Genomic DNA, 15,456 nt, shown 5'->3' with positions numbered 1-15,456 from the left:
TGGAGACCTGCTTTGCCGCGCAAGAACAAGCTCGCCGCCCTGACGGCCGACGTCGCCGCGGCGCTTCCGGACGTTTTTGTATCGCGCAAGGCCACGCTGGACTTTCTCAAGACCGAATCCGCCGCGGGCGTGTTTCTCGGCCTGTCCGCCCTGGCGGCGCTGATCGTCGCGAATTCGCCCTGGTCCGATCTGTATTTCAGCTGGCTGAAAAGCGTTCACGTCCTGCAGGTCGGGCCGCTGCGGCTGGAGGAGTCGATCTCCAGCTGGATCAAGGAAGGCCTGATGGCCATCTTCTTCCTGGTCGTCGGCCTCGAGATCAAATTCGAGATCGTCCGCGGTGAGTTGAGCGATCCCAAGAAACTGGCGACGCCGATCCTGGCGGCCGTGGGCGGCATGGTCGCCCCGGCCCTGGTCTATCTTATGATCTCGGGCATGCTGGGCGGGCCGGAGCGCGGCTGGCCCATCCCGCTGGCCACGGACATCGCCTTCGCCCTGGCCATCTTCGCCCTGGTGGCCAGCAAATTGCCGCCGTCCCTGCGCATCTTCCTGCTGACCCTGGCCATCGTCGATGACCTCGGGGCCATCGGCCTGATCGCCATCCTCTTCAGCGAGGGTGTGGACTACCAGCCGCTTCTCGCTGTCGCCGGCCTGCTGGCGGTCGGCGCGGTTGTGGTGCGGGGCAAGAAGGTCGCCGCCGCCTTCTGGGTGCTGGGCTTTGCGGTGATCTGGTATCTCACCGTGCTGTCCGGCCTCAGCACCTCCCTGACCGCGGTGCTGTTCGCCCTGATCGTGCCGGTCACGGAGCGGCCGTCCGACGATCAGAGTCCGTTGAAGGAGGCGATGAACGACCTCCACCCCTATGTCGCCTTCCTGGTGCTGCCCCTGTTCGCCTTCGCCAAGGCCGGGGTCAGTTTCTCGGGTCTGAGTCTGGAGCAGGCCTTTGCGCCGCTGGTGCTCGGCATCGCCCTGGGCCTGTTTGTCGGCAAGCAGATCGGCGTCTTCGGGGCCGCCTGGCTGGCCTCGGCGCTGAAGATCGGCCGTCGACCGACCGATGCGACCTGGCTGGAACTGTATGGCGTCAGCCTGCTCTGCGGGGTCGGGTTCACCATGAGTCTGTTCATCGGCATCCTGGCCTTCCCGGGCGCGATCGATTCGCCGCTCCAGGTCGAGGTGAAGCTGGGCGTTCTGGGGGGATCGGCGCTGTCCGGCATCCTGGCGGCCCTGGTCCTGGGGGTGGCGACGCGCCGCCGTGCACGCCGGGGCGAAGTTTCCGCTGTGGAAACCGCCGTCTAGCCGATCGAATATTGGACGATCGCCCGGCGTGCGTCGCGATCGGGGGATCGTCCAAGCCGAGCGCTCGAGCGAATACGGTTTTCGACCAAATCTTGACCTTACGTCATGGCCTTTTGTCGCTTTCACGTCACAGTTGGGGCGACGGAGTGACTGAAATCAGGCCCTTAACGCTGACGCTCCTTGTCGCTTCCCCGGGGTTGGACTACCGAATTGGGTGAACACCCGCGCCCCGCAAGAAGGGCGTGGTCCAGGGATCAGGAAACGCCGAGACCGTGTGAACCGGTCCGGCCTCACAGTCGGGAGCCGTCGATGCGCCTTCATAACCTTCTTCGTAGCACTGCCTCTGCCGCAGTCGTCGGTGCCGTCGCCTTCGGATTTGCCGGCGTCGCATCGGCCCAGTCCGGGCCGACCACCGTCGACGACATCATCGTCACGGCCCAGAAGCGCGAGCAGAACCTCCAGGACGTGCCGATCGTGGTCACGACCCTGTCGCAGGAGACGCTGCAAAACGCCGGTGTCCGCGACATCAAGGATCTGCAGATCCTGACGCCGGGCATGACCGTGACCTCGACCCAGTCGGAAGCCTCGACCACGGTCCGTATCCGCGGCGTCGGCACCGTCGGTGACAACCCCGGTCTGGAAAGCTCGGTCGGCGTCGTGATCGACGGCGTGTACCGTTCGCGCAACTCGGTCGGCTTCGGCGATCTGGGCGAGATGTCCCGCATCGAGGTCCTGAAGGGACCGCAGGGCACGCTGTTCGGCAAGAACACCTCGGCCGGCGTCATCAACATCCTGACCGAGGCCCCGTCGTTTACCCCGGGCTTCAACGCCGAACTGACGTCCGGAAACTTCGACCAGATCGGCATGTCGGCTTCGCTGACCGGCCCGCTGACCGACACCCTGGCTGCGCGCCTCTATGTCGCCCACCGCCAGCGGGACGGCTTCTATAACGTCAACACCGGCGACGGTCAGCGCACGCGGACCGACGACGCCAACCAGAATTTCTCGACCATCCGTGGCCAGCTGCTGTGGCTGCCGACCGACTCGGTCTCGATGCGCCTGATTGCCGACTATTCCGAGCGCACCGAATATTGCTGCGTCGGTGTGCAGCTCCGGACCGGCCCGACCTATCCCTTCATCGACGGTCTCTCCGTCGGCACCGGCCAGGCTCCGCCGGCAGCCGGTTTCGGCCCCCTGCCGTTCTCGCGCACGGCCTACGCCAACCGCGACACCGGTCAGAATATCGAGGACCAGGGCGTTTCGCTCGAGATCAACGTCGACCTTGAAGCCTTCGGCGGCGCGACCCTGACCTCGGTGACCTCGGCCCGTGACTGGTCGTCGTCGCTCGGCATGGACACCGACTACACCGGTGCGGACATCGTCTATCGCAACAACGACGGCGAGTATGGCTACGGGGTCGAGAACCTGACCCAGGAGTTCCGCCTCGCCGGCGCGACGGACAAGCTCGACTGGCTGATCGGCCTGTTCGCCACCAAGGAAGACATCAATCGGGCTGACAGCTGGTATTTCGGTTCGGACTACACGCCCTTCATGTCCTTCCTGCTCAGCGCCGGTCTCGCCGGCGGTGGCGCACCGTTCCCGGTTAGCCCGGGTACCGTCGGCTGCTACACCCGCGTCGCGCAAACCGCGGGCGGTCTGGGTGCCTGCCTGACCACCGGCGGCGCTGTCAGCGGCGGCGGCATCGGCTTTATCGTCGGCCAGGGCTATCGCGATGCCTATGTCCAGGAGTCGACGTCGTACGCCATCTTCACCAACAACAGCTGGCACGTCACCGACGCGTTCGATATCACCCTGGGCCTGCGCTACACCCAGGATGACAAGAGCGTCACCGGGCAGCAACGCAACATCAACGGCAACAGCAATACCTGCAACGCCACCCTGGCCAATGCCGGTGCCATCGGCGGAGTCCTCGGTGCCAACGCCTCGACCATCATCGGCACCATCTGCCTGCCGTGGGCCAACAGCGCCTTCAACAATCGCAACGTCGCCGAAGACTTCGACGACGGCGAGCTGAGCGGCACGATCAAGGCGTCGTACCGGATGAGTGACGAGGTCATGGTCTATGGCTCGTACGCCCGCGGCTACAAGAGCTTCGGCTACAACCTCGACCGGGTTCAGAACGGCATCACGCCGTCGACCTCGCTGCTGTTCCCGTCCGAAGTGGTCGACAGCTATGAAGCTGGCATCAAGACCACCCTGTTCAACCGGTCGGTCCTGCTGAACGCGACCTATTTCGATCAGACGTTCACCGACTTCCAGCTCAACACCTTCCTCGGCACCGCCTTCGTGGTGGAGTCGATCCCCGAGCTGACCACGCGCGGCGTCGACGCCGACTTCCTGTGGTTCACCCCGATCGAGGGCCTGAGCTTCCAGGGCGGCGTCACCTATACGGACGCGAAATACGGCAACTTCACCGCCGCCGACATGACGTCGCCGGGCAATTTCCCGCAACTGTCGCTGCTGCCGGGTTCGCGCGCTTCGTTCGCTCCCGAATGGTCGACCACCGGCTCGGTCAACTTCGATCGCTCGATCGGTAACGGCCTGCGCATCGGCATGAGCCTGGCCGCCAAATACTCGACGGAGTACAACACCGGTTCCGACCTGCTGCCGTACAAGCAGCAGGACGCGCTGACGCTCCTCAACGGCCGGATCATGCTGGGCACCGATGACGAGCGCTGGACCATCGAGATCTGGGGCCAGAACCTGACCGACGAGGAATACGTTCAGGTCGCCTACAATGCTCCGCTGCAAGGCTCGGCATTCCAGAAGACGGTCCAGCCCAACGGCACCTTCTACAACCCGGCGCTGGACACCCAGACCTACGACGCCTTCCTGGGACAGCCGCGTACCTACGGCGTGACCCTGCGCGCCAAGTTCTAGACCCGACGCCGCAAGGCAGATGACAGAGCCGGCCGGGGGCAACCCCGGCCGGCTTTTTCATGTCCGCTGTCCACCCCCCAGATCGCGGCCATGTGCCGGGTCTCCGGGCTGTGGTCGTCTGCCGTGACCCGGGCCGGGTGCCCACCCTCACAGATCGAACGCCAGGCGCGACGGATCTTCCGCCGGCGGCGCTCAAGCCGACGCCGGAGGGGGCTTGCGGTCGCTGGACGCCGGGCACGTGACGCCGCCGTCGCGTGGTCGCAAGGGGGATTGCACCGGGGCGTCCCCGGCGCTGCCCTCAACGGCTCAAGGCCGCCGGCCGGTGAACGGGGCCGTCGGGCCCCGGCCTACTCGGCCGGCAGTCTGGTGCCTTCCGGCGTGTCGCGCTGGCCCTCGAACATCTTGTGCATGCGCCGGACGAAGAAGGCCGCGATATCGTCCACGATGGTGAAGATGGCCGGGATGTAGAGCAGCGACAGGAAGGTCGAGGTGATCAGCCCGCCGATCACGGCAATGGCCATCGGCTGGCGGAAGGCGACGTCCGCCCCCAGGCCGACGGCGATCGGCATCATGCCCGCGCCCATGGCCACGGTGGTCATGATGATCGGCCGGGCCCGTTTGTGGGCCGCGTCGAGCAGCGCCTCATAGCGGGTCATGCCGCCCTTGCGGGCCATGATCACGTAGTCGACCAGCAGGATCGAGTTCTTGGCGGCGATGCCCATCAACATCAGGATCCCGATCAGCGACGAGATCGAGAAGGCGGATCCGACCAGCAACAGGCCGATGAAGGCCCCGCCGATGGCCAGCGGCAGGGCGGCCATGATGGTCACCGGATAGGCAAAGCTGCGGAACAGCAGCACCAGCACCGCATACATCAGCAGCAGGCCTGACCCGAAGGCGATGGCGAAGCCGGAGATCATCTCGGCCAGGAATTCAGCGTCACCGGACGGCACCTCGCGCACGCCGGGGGGCAGAGTCTTGACCGACTCCAGGGCCCGTACGCGCTGGGCGGCCTCGCCGACGGTGATGCCGTCCAGTTCGGCGGTGATGGTGCCGACGCGCGACCGGTTGCGGCGGCTGATCTCGGACGGCCCCGCCCCGAAGGTGATGTCGGCCACCGCGCCCAGCGGTACGGCGGCGCCGCTGGAGGTCGGCACCCGCAGGGTCTCGATCACCGACAGGTCCTGGCGCGCCGCCTCGCTGAGCATCAGCCGGATCGGGATCTGCCGGTCGCCGAGGTTGTATTTGGGCAGGTTCTGCTCGACGTCGCCGAGGGTCGCCACGCGCACGGTCTGGGAGATGGCCCCGGTCGAGACGCCCATCAGGGCCGCCTGGTCGGCCTTGGGTGTGACCAGGATCTCCGGCCGGGCGATCGAGGCCGTATTGACCACATTGGCCAGGCCGGGGACGTTGCGCATCTCGGCCTCGACCGCGCGCGTCGCGGCCTCCAGCGCCGGACCGTTGTCGCTCAGCAGTGACAGGCTGAAGCGGGTCCCGTCGCCCGGTCCCCCGCCGCCGCCGCCGCCGCCGGCACCGATCCGCGCGCCGGGGACGTCACGGAACTGGTCGACCATCAGGCGGACGAATTCCTGCTGGTTCAACCGGCGATCGCCCTTGTCGACCATGTCGGCGATGACCGTGGCGCTGGCCACGCTGATCGAACTGTAGACGGACTCGACCTCGGGCCGCTCGGCCAGGGCCTCCGTGACCCGTTCGACGACCGCGTCGGTCTCCTGCAGCGTCGCGCCCGGAGGCAGTTCGACGCTGAACGAGGCGCGGCCCTGGTCGCCGGCCGGGAACGGCTCCGCCGGCACCTGCATGCCCAGGAAGATCGAGCCGGCGAAGATGACAATGCCGGCCCCGAACACCTTCCAGCGGTGTCCCAGCGAGATCCGCAGCGCCCGCAGATAGGGGGCCATCCAGAAGGGGTCAGCGTCATGGTGTTTGCTGGAATGCCGCAGCAGATAGGCTCCCATCAGCGGCGTCAGCATCCGGGCCACCACCAGCGAGAAGAACACCGCCACGCACGCCGCCAGGGCAAAGGCGATGAAGAACTGGCCGATGATGCCGGGCATGAAGCCGACCGGGGCGAACACGGCGATAATGGTGGCGGTGGTGGCGACCACGGCCAGGCCGATCTCGTCGGCCGCCTCGATCGCGGCGTCATAGGGCGACTTGCCGTCGCGCATGTGCCGGACGATGTTCTCGATCTCGACGATGGCGTCATCGACCAGAATGCCGATGACCAGCGACAGCGCCAGCAGGGTGACGCCGTTCAGCGTCTGGCCCGTCGCCGCCAGAACCGCAAAGGCCGGAATCAGCGACAGCGGCAGGGCCACGGCGGCAATGGCCGTCGCCCGCAGGTCTCGCAGGAACAGGAACACCACCAGCACCGCCAGGGCCGCCCCGATCAGCAGGGCCTCGACCGAGGCGAGATAGCTTTCCTCGATGTATTCGACGTTGGCGGTGATCTGCTGGATCGACACCTCCGGATGGGCCTCGTCGAGCTCGGCCACGACCTCCCGCACCCGTTCGGCGACCTTGACCTCGCTGGCCCCGCGCGACCGCAGCATGTTGAAGGTGACGACCTGCTGTCCATCGTGGCGCGCGATCGAGCGGGGCTCCGACCAGGAATCCTCCACCTTGCCGATGTCGCCCAGACGCACGCTGTTGCCGCCCGCCAGCGGAATGCGGGTGTCGCGCAATTCCTCGAGCGAATTCGCCGCGCCCGGGATGCGGATCGCGCGCTCCGAACCGGCGACGGTCACCCGGCCGCCGGGCAGGTCGCTGTTGGCCGACACCAGCGACTGGCTGACCTGGGCCGCGGTGATGCCGCGCGCGGCCAGACGATCGGGATCGATCTCGACCCGGATCTCGCGGTCGACGCCGCCCCGGCGGTTGACCTCGCCGACCCCCGGAACGGCCAGAAGCGCCCGGCTGACGTCGTTGTCGACAAACCAGCTCAGCTGCTCAGGACTCAGCGACGGTGACTGCACCACATAGGTGATCAGGCTGTCGCCGGTGATGTCGATGCGCTGGACCGACGGCTCCTGCATGTCCTGCGGCAGGGACGAGCGCAGCCGCGCCATGGCGTTGCGCACGTCGTTGGTCGCGCGCTCGACGTCGGTGCTCAGCTCGAACTCGATAATCGTGGTCGAATAGCCGTCGCCCACGGTCGAATTGATCGTCTTGACGCCGCCGAGGCCGACGACGGCGTCCTCGATCAGACGGGTGACCTGGGTTTCGAGCTCGCTCGGGGCGGCCCCCGGACGGCCGGCCGACACATAGATGATCGGGGCCTCCACGTCCGGATTGTTGTTGATCCCCATGGTGCTGAACCCGACCACGCCCGCGATGGTCAGGACCAGAAACAGCAGGATGACCGGGATCGGGTTCCGGATAGACCAGGCGGAGATGTTGTTCATGCTCAGCTGGCCTTGACGGCGGGTGTAGCCGCGACGGCAGCCGGGGCCACCCGCACACGATCACCCTCACCCAGGAAGCCGGCACCGGAGACAATGATGCGCGCACCGGCCTCGATGCCCGTGACGGCGGTCCGCTCGCTGCTGCGGCTCACAATGGCCACGGGCCGAAAGCGCGCGCGGCCCTCACCGTCGAGGATGAAGACGCCGGCCCGGTTCTCCCGATACAGAACCGCTGCCGTCGGCAGCGTCACCGCGGGCTGGGTTCCGACATCGATCCGGGCGCGGCCGAACATGCCGGGCCGGAAGCCACCGCCGGTCAGGGTGATGCGGGCGATACCCAGCCGCGTCTGGGGGTCGACCTCGGGGGTGACGATACGGACTCGGCCGGTGGTTTCGCCGACCTGATCCGACGAGACCACGGCACCCTGGCCGGCACGGACCAGGCCGAGCTCGGTCTCCGGCACCTGGGCGTCCAGTTCCAGGCGGCCGTCACGCACGATGCGGAACAGTTCACTCCCGGGCGAGATGATCTGGCCTCGCGTGACGTTGCGGCTGATGACAAGGCCGGAGACGGGGGCCTTGATCGTGGCCTGTGACAGACGCGTGCGGATTTCCGACAGCGCGGCCTCGGCGGCGGACATATTCGCGGCGGAGGCGCGCTGGTTGGCCAGCGCCGTGTCCAGCGAGGCCTGGCTGAGGAAGCCCTTTTCCTTCAGTTCCTGCGCCCGGCCCAGGGCCGCCTGGTCGCGCGCGGCGTTGGCCCGCGCCGTTTCCAGCGAGGCCTGCTGCTGGCGCAACTGGGCGCGCAGCAGGGCGTCGTTCATCTGCACCAGCGGCTGGCCCTGACGGACATAGCTGCCTTCGTCGACGTACACCCCGGTGGCGGTCAGTCCGCCGGTCTCGGCCCCGACCGGCACCTCTTCCCAGGCCGAAATGGTGCCGGAGGCGGAGACGGTGCGCGGCAGGCTTTCGAGCACGGCGGTGGCCACGGTGACCGTCTGGCTGCTGCCGCCTTCGCCTGCCTTGGCTTCGGCATCGGCTGTTTTCTCGCCACCGCAGGCGGCGAGGCTGAGAGCCGTCGCGACGATCAGTGCCACGCGCAGTGCCGTAATGGAGTTGGCCAAGTTTGAATATTCCCTGTCGGGACCCGCCGTCGAGCGTTGGCGAGCCGGTCGTGCCTCCGGTCACGGGAGGCGGATATAAAGGCTGCTCATAGCCTGTCCGGCCCGGCGTCTCAAACGTTCAGGCCCTCTCTTACGCCGAAGTAATATGGAGGGTCGCCGTGGCCGGGCCGGGTTCGCACGCCATGGCCCGGATTGGCCTTTCCGGCCCGCCGTGCTACCGGCGCGACCATGCCGACTCCCCCGATTGACCGAATTCGCAACTTCTCCGTGGTCGCCCACATAGACCACGGAAAATCCACGCTTTCTGACCGGTTGATTCAATTCACCGGCGGGCTGACCGCGCGGGAAATGAGCGCACAGGTTCTTGATTCGATGGATATCGAAAAAGAGCGGGGCATCACCATCAAGGCGCAGACGGTGCGGCTGAACTACACGGCGAAGGACGGGCTGGATTACGTCCTGAACCTGATGGACACGCCCGGGCACGTCGATTTCGCCTATGAGGTCAGCCGCTCGCTGGCCGCCTGCGAGGGCTCGCTGCTGGTGGTCGATGCGTCCCAGGGGGTCGAGGCCCAGACCCTGGCCAATGTCTACCAGGCCATCGACAACAACCACGAGATCGTCCCGGTCCTGAACAAGATCGACCTGCCCGCGGCCGAGCCCGAGCGGGTGCGCCAGCAGATCGAGGATGTGATCGGTCTCGACGCCTCGGACGCGGTGCTGTGCTCCGCCAAGTCGGGCATCGGCATCGAGGAGGTGCTGGAGGCGATCGTCACCCGGCTGCCGGCCCCGAAGGGGGATCCCAGTGCACCGCTGAAGGCCCTGCTGGTCGACGCCTGGTACGACCCCTATCTGGGCGTCGTGGTGCTGGTCCGCATCTTCGACGGCACGCTCAGGGCCGGCCAGCGCATCAAGATGATGCAGCACGGCTCGACCCATCTGATCGACCGCGTCGGCGTCTTCCTGCCCAAGAACACCCCGGTCGAAAGCCTCGGCCCCGGCGAGATCGGCTTCTTCACCGGCCAGATCAAGGAGGTGGCCGACGCCGCCGTCGGCGACACCATCACCGACGAGAAGAAGCCCACGGCCGAACCGCTCAAGGGCTTCAAGGATGTGCAGTCGGTGGTGTTCTGCGGCCTGTTCCCGGTCGATGCCGCCGATTTCGAGGACCTGCGCGCCGCCATCGGCCGGCTGCGCCTGAACGACGCCAGCTTCACCTTCGAGATGGAATCCAGCGCCGCCCTCGGCTTCGGCTTCCGCTGCGGCTTCCTCGGCCTGCTGCATCTGGAGATCATCCAGGAACGGCTCAGCCGCGAGTTCAACCTCGACCTGATCGCGACCGCCCCCTCGGTGGTCTATAAAATAGGCCTGCGCGACGGCTCCGAGATCGAGCTGCACAACCCGGCCGACCTGCCCGATGTGATGCAGATCGAGACCATCAGCGAGCCGTGGATCAAGGCCACCATCCTGACCCCCGACGACTATCTGGGCGGGGTGATCAAGCTGTGCCAGGACCGGCGCGGCCAGCAGGTCGAACTGTCCTATGTCGGGGCCCGCGCCCTGGTCATCTATGAGCTGCCGCTGAACGAGGTGGTGTTCGACTTCTATGACCGGCTGAAATCCATCTCCAAGGGCTATGCCAGCTTCGACTATGAGCTGAGCGACTATCGCGAGGGCGACCTCGTCAAGATGAACATCCTGGTCAACAGCGAGCCGGTCGACGCCCTGTCGATGCTGGTGCATCGCGGCCGGGCCGAGATGCGCGGCCGCTCCATGGTCGAGAAGATGAAGGAGCTGATCCCGCCCCATCTGTTCGTGATCCCGATCCAGGCCGCCATCGGCGGCAAGATCATCGCCCGCGAAACCGTGCGCGCCCTGCGCAAGGACGTGACCTCGAAATGCTACGGCGGCGACGCCACCCGCAAGAAGAAGCTGCTCGAGAAGCAGAAGGCCGGCAAGAAGCGCATGCGCCAGTTCGGCAAGGTCGAGATCCCGCAGGAAGCGTTCATTGCGGCGCTGAAGATGGATGATGATTGAGGGGACGAGGCCACGCTGACCCCCTCCGCCGCGCTAGACCTTCGCCGGTGAGAGCATCCCTCCCTCCACTACCAGCACCCGGTCGGCCCGCTGCAACAGCGCCGGCCGGTGTGCCACCACGATGCGGGTGATCGGCAGTTGGGCGATCAGGTCGGCGATCACCTCCTCGGTCTGGACGTCCAGATTGGCCGTGCCTTCATCGAGGATCAGGATGCGCGGCTGACGGTACAGGGCGCGGGCCAGCAGGACGCGCTGTTTCTGGCCGCCCGACAGGGTCGAGCCCATGTCGCCGACCAGTGACAGATACTGCATCGGCATCCGGGCGATATCGTCATGCACCTGGGCGGCATAGGCGGCCTGCTGCACGCGGGTCATGTCGAGGTCCGGGTCGAAGAAGGCGATGTTGTCGGCGATGGTGCCGGACAGCAGCCGGTCGTCCTGGGCAACAACCCCGACTTGTTCCCGCCAGGCGCGCCACAGGTCGGGCGTCGCGGTCTGGCCGTCGAGGGTGATCGCCCCCTCCGTCGGATGGCGCAGGCCCAGCATCAGTTTCAGCAGGGTGGTCTTGCCACCCCCCGAGGCTCCGGTGATGGCCAGGAACTCGCCCGGTTCGACGGTCAGGTTCAGGCCGTCAAGAATGGGGCGATCGGCGGCCCCGTAGCGGAAGCCGATATCGCTCAGGTCCATACTGCCGCGAACCTCGAGCCGCGGCGGGGCGGCGGCCGATGAGGTCTCGACCTCGGCGGTAACGATGTCGGCCAGACGGTCGAGATGCAGGGTCAGGAATTTGAACTGGATGGCCTGGTTGATCAGGGCGTTGGCCCGGTCGGTGAAGGTCTGCCGGAACGACAGGAAGGCGAACAGCATGCCGACCGAGAAGCCGTCGCCGGCGACGATTGTGCGTGCACCGAGATAGATTACCAGCACCGTCTGCAGGCCGGTGATCAGCCCCTGGGTAAAGCTGAGGGAGATCTGGAATTTGCTAACCGAGACCGCCGCATTGATGGCGTTGGCGTAGAGGTTGCGCCAGGAACTTTCGCGCTCGGCCTCGCGTCCCATCACCTTGATCGTGGTCGCGGCCCGGACCGTCTCCATGATGTGCGACTGTTCGCGCGCGGTCTCGATGATCTGTTCCTCGGTCCGGGCCTTCAGGGCCGGGAACACGGAAAAGGCCAGTGCCAGATTGATGGCCACCGCCCCGACCACAACCGCGGTCAGGGTCGGCGAATACAGCAGCATGATGATGATCGCGACCACGGCCATCAGGCCGTCGATGATGGCGGCGATGACCCCGCGCGTCAGCACATCCTGGATGGCCGTGGCCGAGCCGATGCGGGACAGGATGTCGCCGACGTGGCGCTTCTCGAACCAGTCGGTCGGAAGCCGCATCAGATGCCGCACCAGATTGCCGACCATCTGGAAGCTGAGCATCTGGCCGAAGACCTGGAGCGCCCAGGCGCGTAGGGCCTCGATCGTCGCCTGGATGATCACCAGCGCCCCGAAGCCGATGGCCAGCACCGTCAGCAGGTCGCGGTCGGCGCGGAAGATGCCCTCGTCCACCACCAGCTGCATCTGGAACGGCATGGCGAAGGCGGCGATCTGCAGCGCGACCGACAGGCCCAGGATCTGGAAGAAGGCCGGCCAGAATCCGACCATGCGTGACCACAGGCTGGTCAGTTTGATCGGCGCGCGGGCGGTGACCTTTTCGAAGGTGTCCGACGGTGTCAGCTCCAGCGCCACCCCGGTGAAATGTTTGGACAGGTCGTCCAGCGAGTAGGTGCGGGCCCCGGCCGCCGGATCGTGGATCACGGCCTTGCCGTTGCTGACCGACTTCAGCACCACGAAATGATTCAGGTCCCAGTGCAGGATGGCCGGCAGTAGAACCTTGTCGAGCGCGGACAACTCCACCCGCAGGGCGCGCGGCGCGAAACCCAGACCGTCGGCCAGCCCCATGATACTGCGCAGGGTGGCGCCCGACATCGACAGGGAGAAACGTTGACGCAGGCCGTTCAGATCGACGTCATGGCTGTGGTAGCGGGCGATCATGGCCATGCACACCAGGCCGCATTCGGCCGCCTCGGCCCCCTGGATGACCGGCAGTCGACGGCGTCGCGAGAAATTCAGGTCAGCAAGCGAATTCATCAACGGCGTCCGGCGGCGTACAGGGGATCCAGCAGCCATTCGAGCAGGCTGCGGCGATCGATGACCACATCGGCCGTCAGCAGCATTCCGGGCTGGAGCGGCACGGTCTGACCATAGGCGGACACGCTGTCCTGCTTCATCCGGACCCGGACCCGAAACACCGGCTCCTGAACCTGCAGACCGGGAATGGCGACCTCGGCCGGGGCCAGAACCGTCCGGGACACCGACGTCACAGTGCCTTCGCCGGTGCCGAATTTCTGGTGCGGAAAGGCCTGGTACATCAGCCGGACCTCCTGACCTTCGCGCACGAACCCGGCGGCGCGGGACGGGGCATAGAGTTCGGCTTCAAGCGGCGAGTCGCCGGCGGTCAGGACGGCCACAGCCGCGCCCGGCGCGACGGTCTGGCCGGTGTCGACGGGCAGGGCGGCGATCCGGCCCGCCACGGTGGCGACCACGATATAGGTCGCCTGGGCCTCGGTCTGGGTCGCCTGCTGGTCCAGACCCGCCCGGACTGACGCAGCCTCGGCGCTGGCGGCGCGCAGGTCGATGGGGATGGCGGCGAGGCGGGCGCTGACTTCACCAATCTCGCGCTGATAGGTCAGGGCCTGGGCCGACAGCTCTGACGCCTGCTGTTCGACCGCCAGCGCCGCCGAGCGTCGGGCCTCCAGCTCCCGCCGCGGCAGAAAGCCCTGGGCGGCGATCGTCTCGGCGCGCGTCACCTCGGCGCGGGCCAGTGCCAGTCGTTGAGCCTGCAGGTCGATGCGGTGTCGGGTCTCGGCCAGTTCCCGCTGCAGGGCGGCGCGGCGTTCAACCATCTGGCGCTGTTCAGCCCGCAGACTGGCCTGGTTCGCGGCGGCCCGGGCCCGTGCCGCCGTGCCCTGGGCCGCCAGACTTTCCGACAGGGCCACGAAGCTGTCGCCGGCCTCCAGCGCCGAGGACAGGGTCAGGGTGGCGACCGGCTGACCGACATCGACGACATCGCCTTCGCGAACATGGATGGCGGTGACCACGCCGCCCTGGCGCGCCGTCAGTCGGATCATGCCCGCCCTCGGCGTCAGCCAGCCCGCGACGGTCTCCTTGCGCGCATAGGAGGCGGTGGAGGCGAAGGTCGCGCCCCCCAGAACCACCGCAACCATCAGGCCGGCGAGCACACGGGAGGAGATGGAAGTGGCCAGAATGACCTCGCCGGCGAGTCGGCGGGTGGCATGGATGATGGCTTCCTTACGGAACAGGTCGGACAAAGAGGAGAGTCTCGTAAAAAGGGAAGATAGTTCAATCTACAGGTTGACAGGATGTCCTCAGCGAGACAATCCTGAAGTTGCGGTCCGGATCACGCATTTCAACTGTAAATGATGGAGTAAGCCATGACGGCTTTAGCTTTGGACGTGCATGAATTGTCGTGGGATGAGGTCTCCTCCGTCGCCGGCGGCGGCATTGACCTGCCCGTTCCGGACCTCGGCTGGCCGGCGAACGGACAGCCGTTCCCGACGGGCACGGGTCCTTACGGCGGTGACAATGAGCCGACGATACCGAATTAGAGAGCAGCGGTCCGGGCCGGGACTGTCGCCGATCGTCCGCCGCCACCCACGTTTTGAAATCGTTCCCACTGAAGAAGCCCCGGCTCATCCGAGCCGGGGTTTTTGCTGAGCAAGATCAAAAGCCTTCGAACACTCGTCCGCTGGGAGAGTGAACCAACCGTTATTTCGACGGGAGCGATCGAATTATACAACTTGCGGGAGCGAGGGTTCTCTGCAACCTTCGGGATGCGATCCGGATCGCACACTTCAACCAATAGATGATGGAGGAAGCCATGACGGCTTTAGCGATGGACGTGCGTGAATTGAGCTTTGAAGAAGTGGACTATGTCAGTGGTGGCGACGCGGACGCGGAGAGCTTCGCTCAAAGCGTCGCCGCTGGTTTGCTGGTCGTTGCCCTTGTCGCCGCCCCCGTCGTCACCATCGGCGTTATCGCTGTCGTGGTCGTCGTGGCCGGTGCTACCGCCGCAAACTGATATATCAAAGCATCGGGTAACAGAACTCTCGGCGCTTCGCGCCGGGAGTTCCAAGGGGTTGGAGGTAATGGTTGTGTTCTTGGGCTAGCCCGTCAGGGGTCCGTTTCCATCGAACAATCTATCCCTTGCGGCCTAAGAGCCGTCGAGAAATGAAAATGACCCAGAATGCAATGGTTGTGGTCCAGGCTCCGGTCACCAGCGCCAGGTATCTGCTGTCGCTGTGCAGAGTTAACGCCCAGTAGGCGGTTGCACCCAGAATCACTATTGTCGCCGTCACTAGACCAATGAGGCCGGGGTTCGTCCATGGGTTGCGATGTGCTGTCTTGATCATTTTGTCAAACCTACTGCCTGCGTGAGTGATGGACCGGCATATGATCGCGTCATTCCCAAACGCAATCAACGTGTTGTGTTGTCCCGGCTGAACCGTCAGGGAGCTAGGCTGGCTGCTCGCGGGTCGATGTGGCTCGTAGAGACAACTTGAGGTTTGTGCCCGGCATTGGGCGGTGTCAATCTGGATTCGATC

9 protein-coding genes are annotated in these 15,456 nt (G+C 66.1%); 5 read left to right on the top strand and 4 right to left on the bottom strand.

The features are described from left to right. Positions 1–12 precede the first annotated feature (12 nt). Positions 13–1,293 (top strand): Na+/H+ antiporter NhaA, encoded by a 1,281-nt coding sequence (nhaA, locus tag AACZ75_RS11915; protein WP_339873076.1) that lies wholly within the window; start codon positions 13–15, stop codon positions 1,291–1,293. Positions 1,294–1,602: 309 nt separating this feature from the next. Next, the gene (locus AACZ75_RS11910; RefSeq protein ID WP_339873075.1) at positions 1,603–4,194 is read left to right on the top strand and encodes a TonB-dependent receptor; all 2,592 of its coding nucleotides are present in this window, start codon (positions 1,603–1,605) and stop codon (positions 4,192–4,194) included. Between the two features lie 347 nt (positions 4,195–4,541). Here the strand turns inward: AACZ75_RS11910 and AACZ75_RS11905 are convergent, their stop codons facing one another. Both AACZ75_RS11905 and AACZ75_RS11900 read right to left on the bottom strand, forming a co-directional pair. Then, complete coding sequence (locus AACZ75_RS11905) at positions 4,542–7,619, bottom strand: efflux RND transporter permease subunit (RefSeq protein WP_339873074.1); 3,078 nt, start codon at positions 7,617–7,619, stop codon at positions 4,542–4,544. A gap of 2 nt (positions 7,620–7,621) precedes the next feature. Next, positions 7,622–8,743, bottom strand: coding sequence for an efflux RND transporter periplasmic adaptor subunit (locus AACZ75_RS11900; RefSeq protein WP_339873073.1), 1,122 nt, complete (start codon positions 8,741–8,743; stop codon positions 7,622–7,624). A gap of 228 nt (positions 8,744–8,971) precedes the next feature. Between AACZ75_RS11900 and lepA the strand changes: the two genes are divergently transcribed. Further along, positions 8,972–10,780 (top strand): translation elongation factor 4, encoded by a 1,809-nt coding sequence (gene lepA, locus AACZ75_RS11895; RefSeq protein ID WP_339873072.1) that lies wholly within the window; start codon positions 8,972–8,974, stop codon positions 10,778–10,780. Positions 10,781–10,813: 33 nt separating this feature from the next. Here the strand turns inward: lepA and AACZ75_RS11890 are convergent, their stop codons facing one another. Beyond that, on the bottom strand, positions 10,814–12,961 hold the full coding sequence (locus tag AACZ75_RS11890) for a peptidase domain-containing ABC transporter (RefSeq protein ID WP_339873071.1): 2,148 nt from the start codon (positions 12,959–12,961) through the stop codon (positions 10,814–10,816). Further along, positions 12,922–14,163, bottom strand: coding sequence for an HlyD family efflux transporter periplasmic adaptor subunit (locus tag AACZ75_RS11885; RefSeq protein ID WP_339873070.1), 1,242 nt, complete (start codon positions 14,161–14,163; stop codon positions 12,922–12,924). The genes AACZ75_RS11890 and AACZ75_RS11885 overlap by 40 nt, the downstream gene beginning before the upstream one ends. Before the next feature lie 123 nt (positions 14,164–14,286). Here AACZ75_RS11885 and AACZ75_RS11880 point away from each other — a divergent pair, with 123 nt between their 5' ends. Together AACZ75_RS11880 and AACZ75_RS11875 are read left to right on the top strand one after the other, a co-directional pair. Then, entirely contained in the window at positions 14,287–14,460 is a 174-nt protein-coding gene (locus AACZ75_RS11880) for a hypothetical protein (protein ID WP_339873069.1), read from the top strand. Positions 14,461–14,732: 272 nt separating this feature from the next. Then, positions 14,733–14,933, top strand: a complete 201-nt coding sequence (locus AACZ75_RS11875; protein ID WP_339873068.1) for a hypothetical protein — start codon at positions 14,733–14,735, stop codon at positions 14,931–14,933. Positions 14,934–15,456: the final 523 nt, after the last annotated feature.

Source organism: uncultured Brevundimonas sp., from assembly GCF_963975535.1.
Lineage (GTDB): Bacteria > Pseudomonadota > Alphaproteobacteria > Caulobacterales > Caulobacteraceae > Brevundimonas.
The sequence above is the reverse complement of the archived record's forward strand: the minus strand, read 5'-3'. Positions and strand labels throughout refer to the sequence as shown.

Bases quoted from the DNA above. Each gene is read 5' to 3' on its own strand.
- AACZ75_RS11910 (WP_339873075.1), top strand. From the start codon at position 1,603: ATGCGCCTTCATAACCTTCTTCGTAGCACTGCCTCTGCCGCAGTCGTC.
- AACZ75_RS11905 (WP_339873074.1), bottom strand. From the start codon at position 7,619: ATGAACAACATCTCCGCCTGGTCTATCCGGAACCCGATCCCGGTCATC.
- lepA (WP_339873072.1), top strand. From the start codon at position 8,972: ATGCCGACTCCCCCGATTGACCGAATTCGCAACTTCTCCGTGGTCGCC.
- AACZ75_RS11890 (WP_339873071.1), bottom strand. From the start codon at position 12,961: ATGGCTGCTGGATCCCCTGTACGCCGCCGGACGCCGTTGATGAATTCG.
- AACZ75_RS11880 (WP_339873069.1), top strand. From the start codon at position 14,287: ATGACGGCTTTAGCTTTGGACGTGCATGAATTGTCGTGGGATGAGGTC.
- AACZ75_RS11875 (WP_339873068.1), top strand. From the start codon at position 14,733: ATGACGGCTTTAGCGATGGACGTGCGTGAATTGAGCTTTGAAGAAGTG.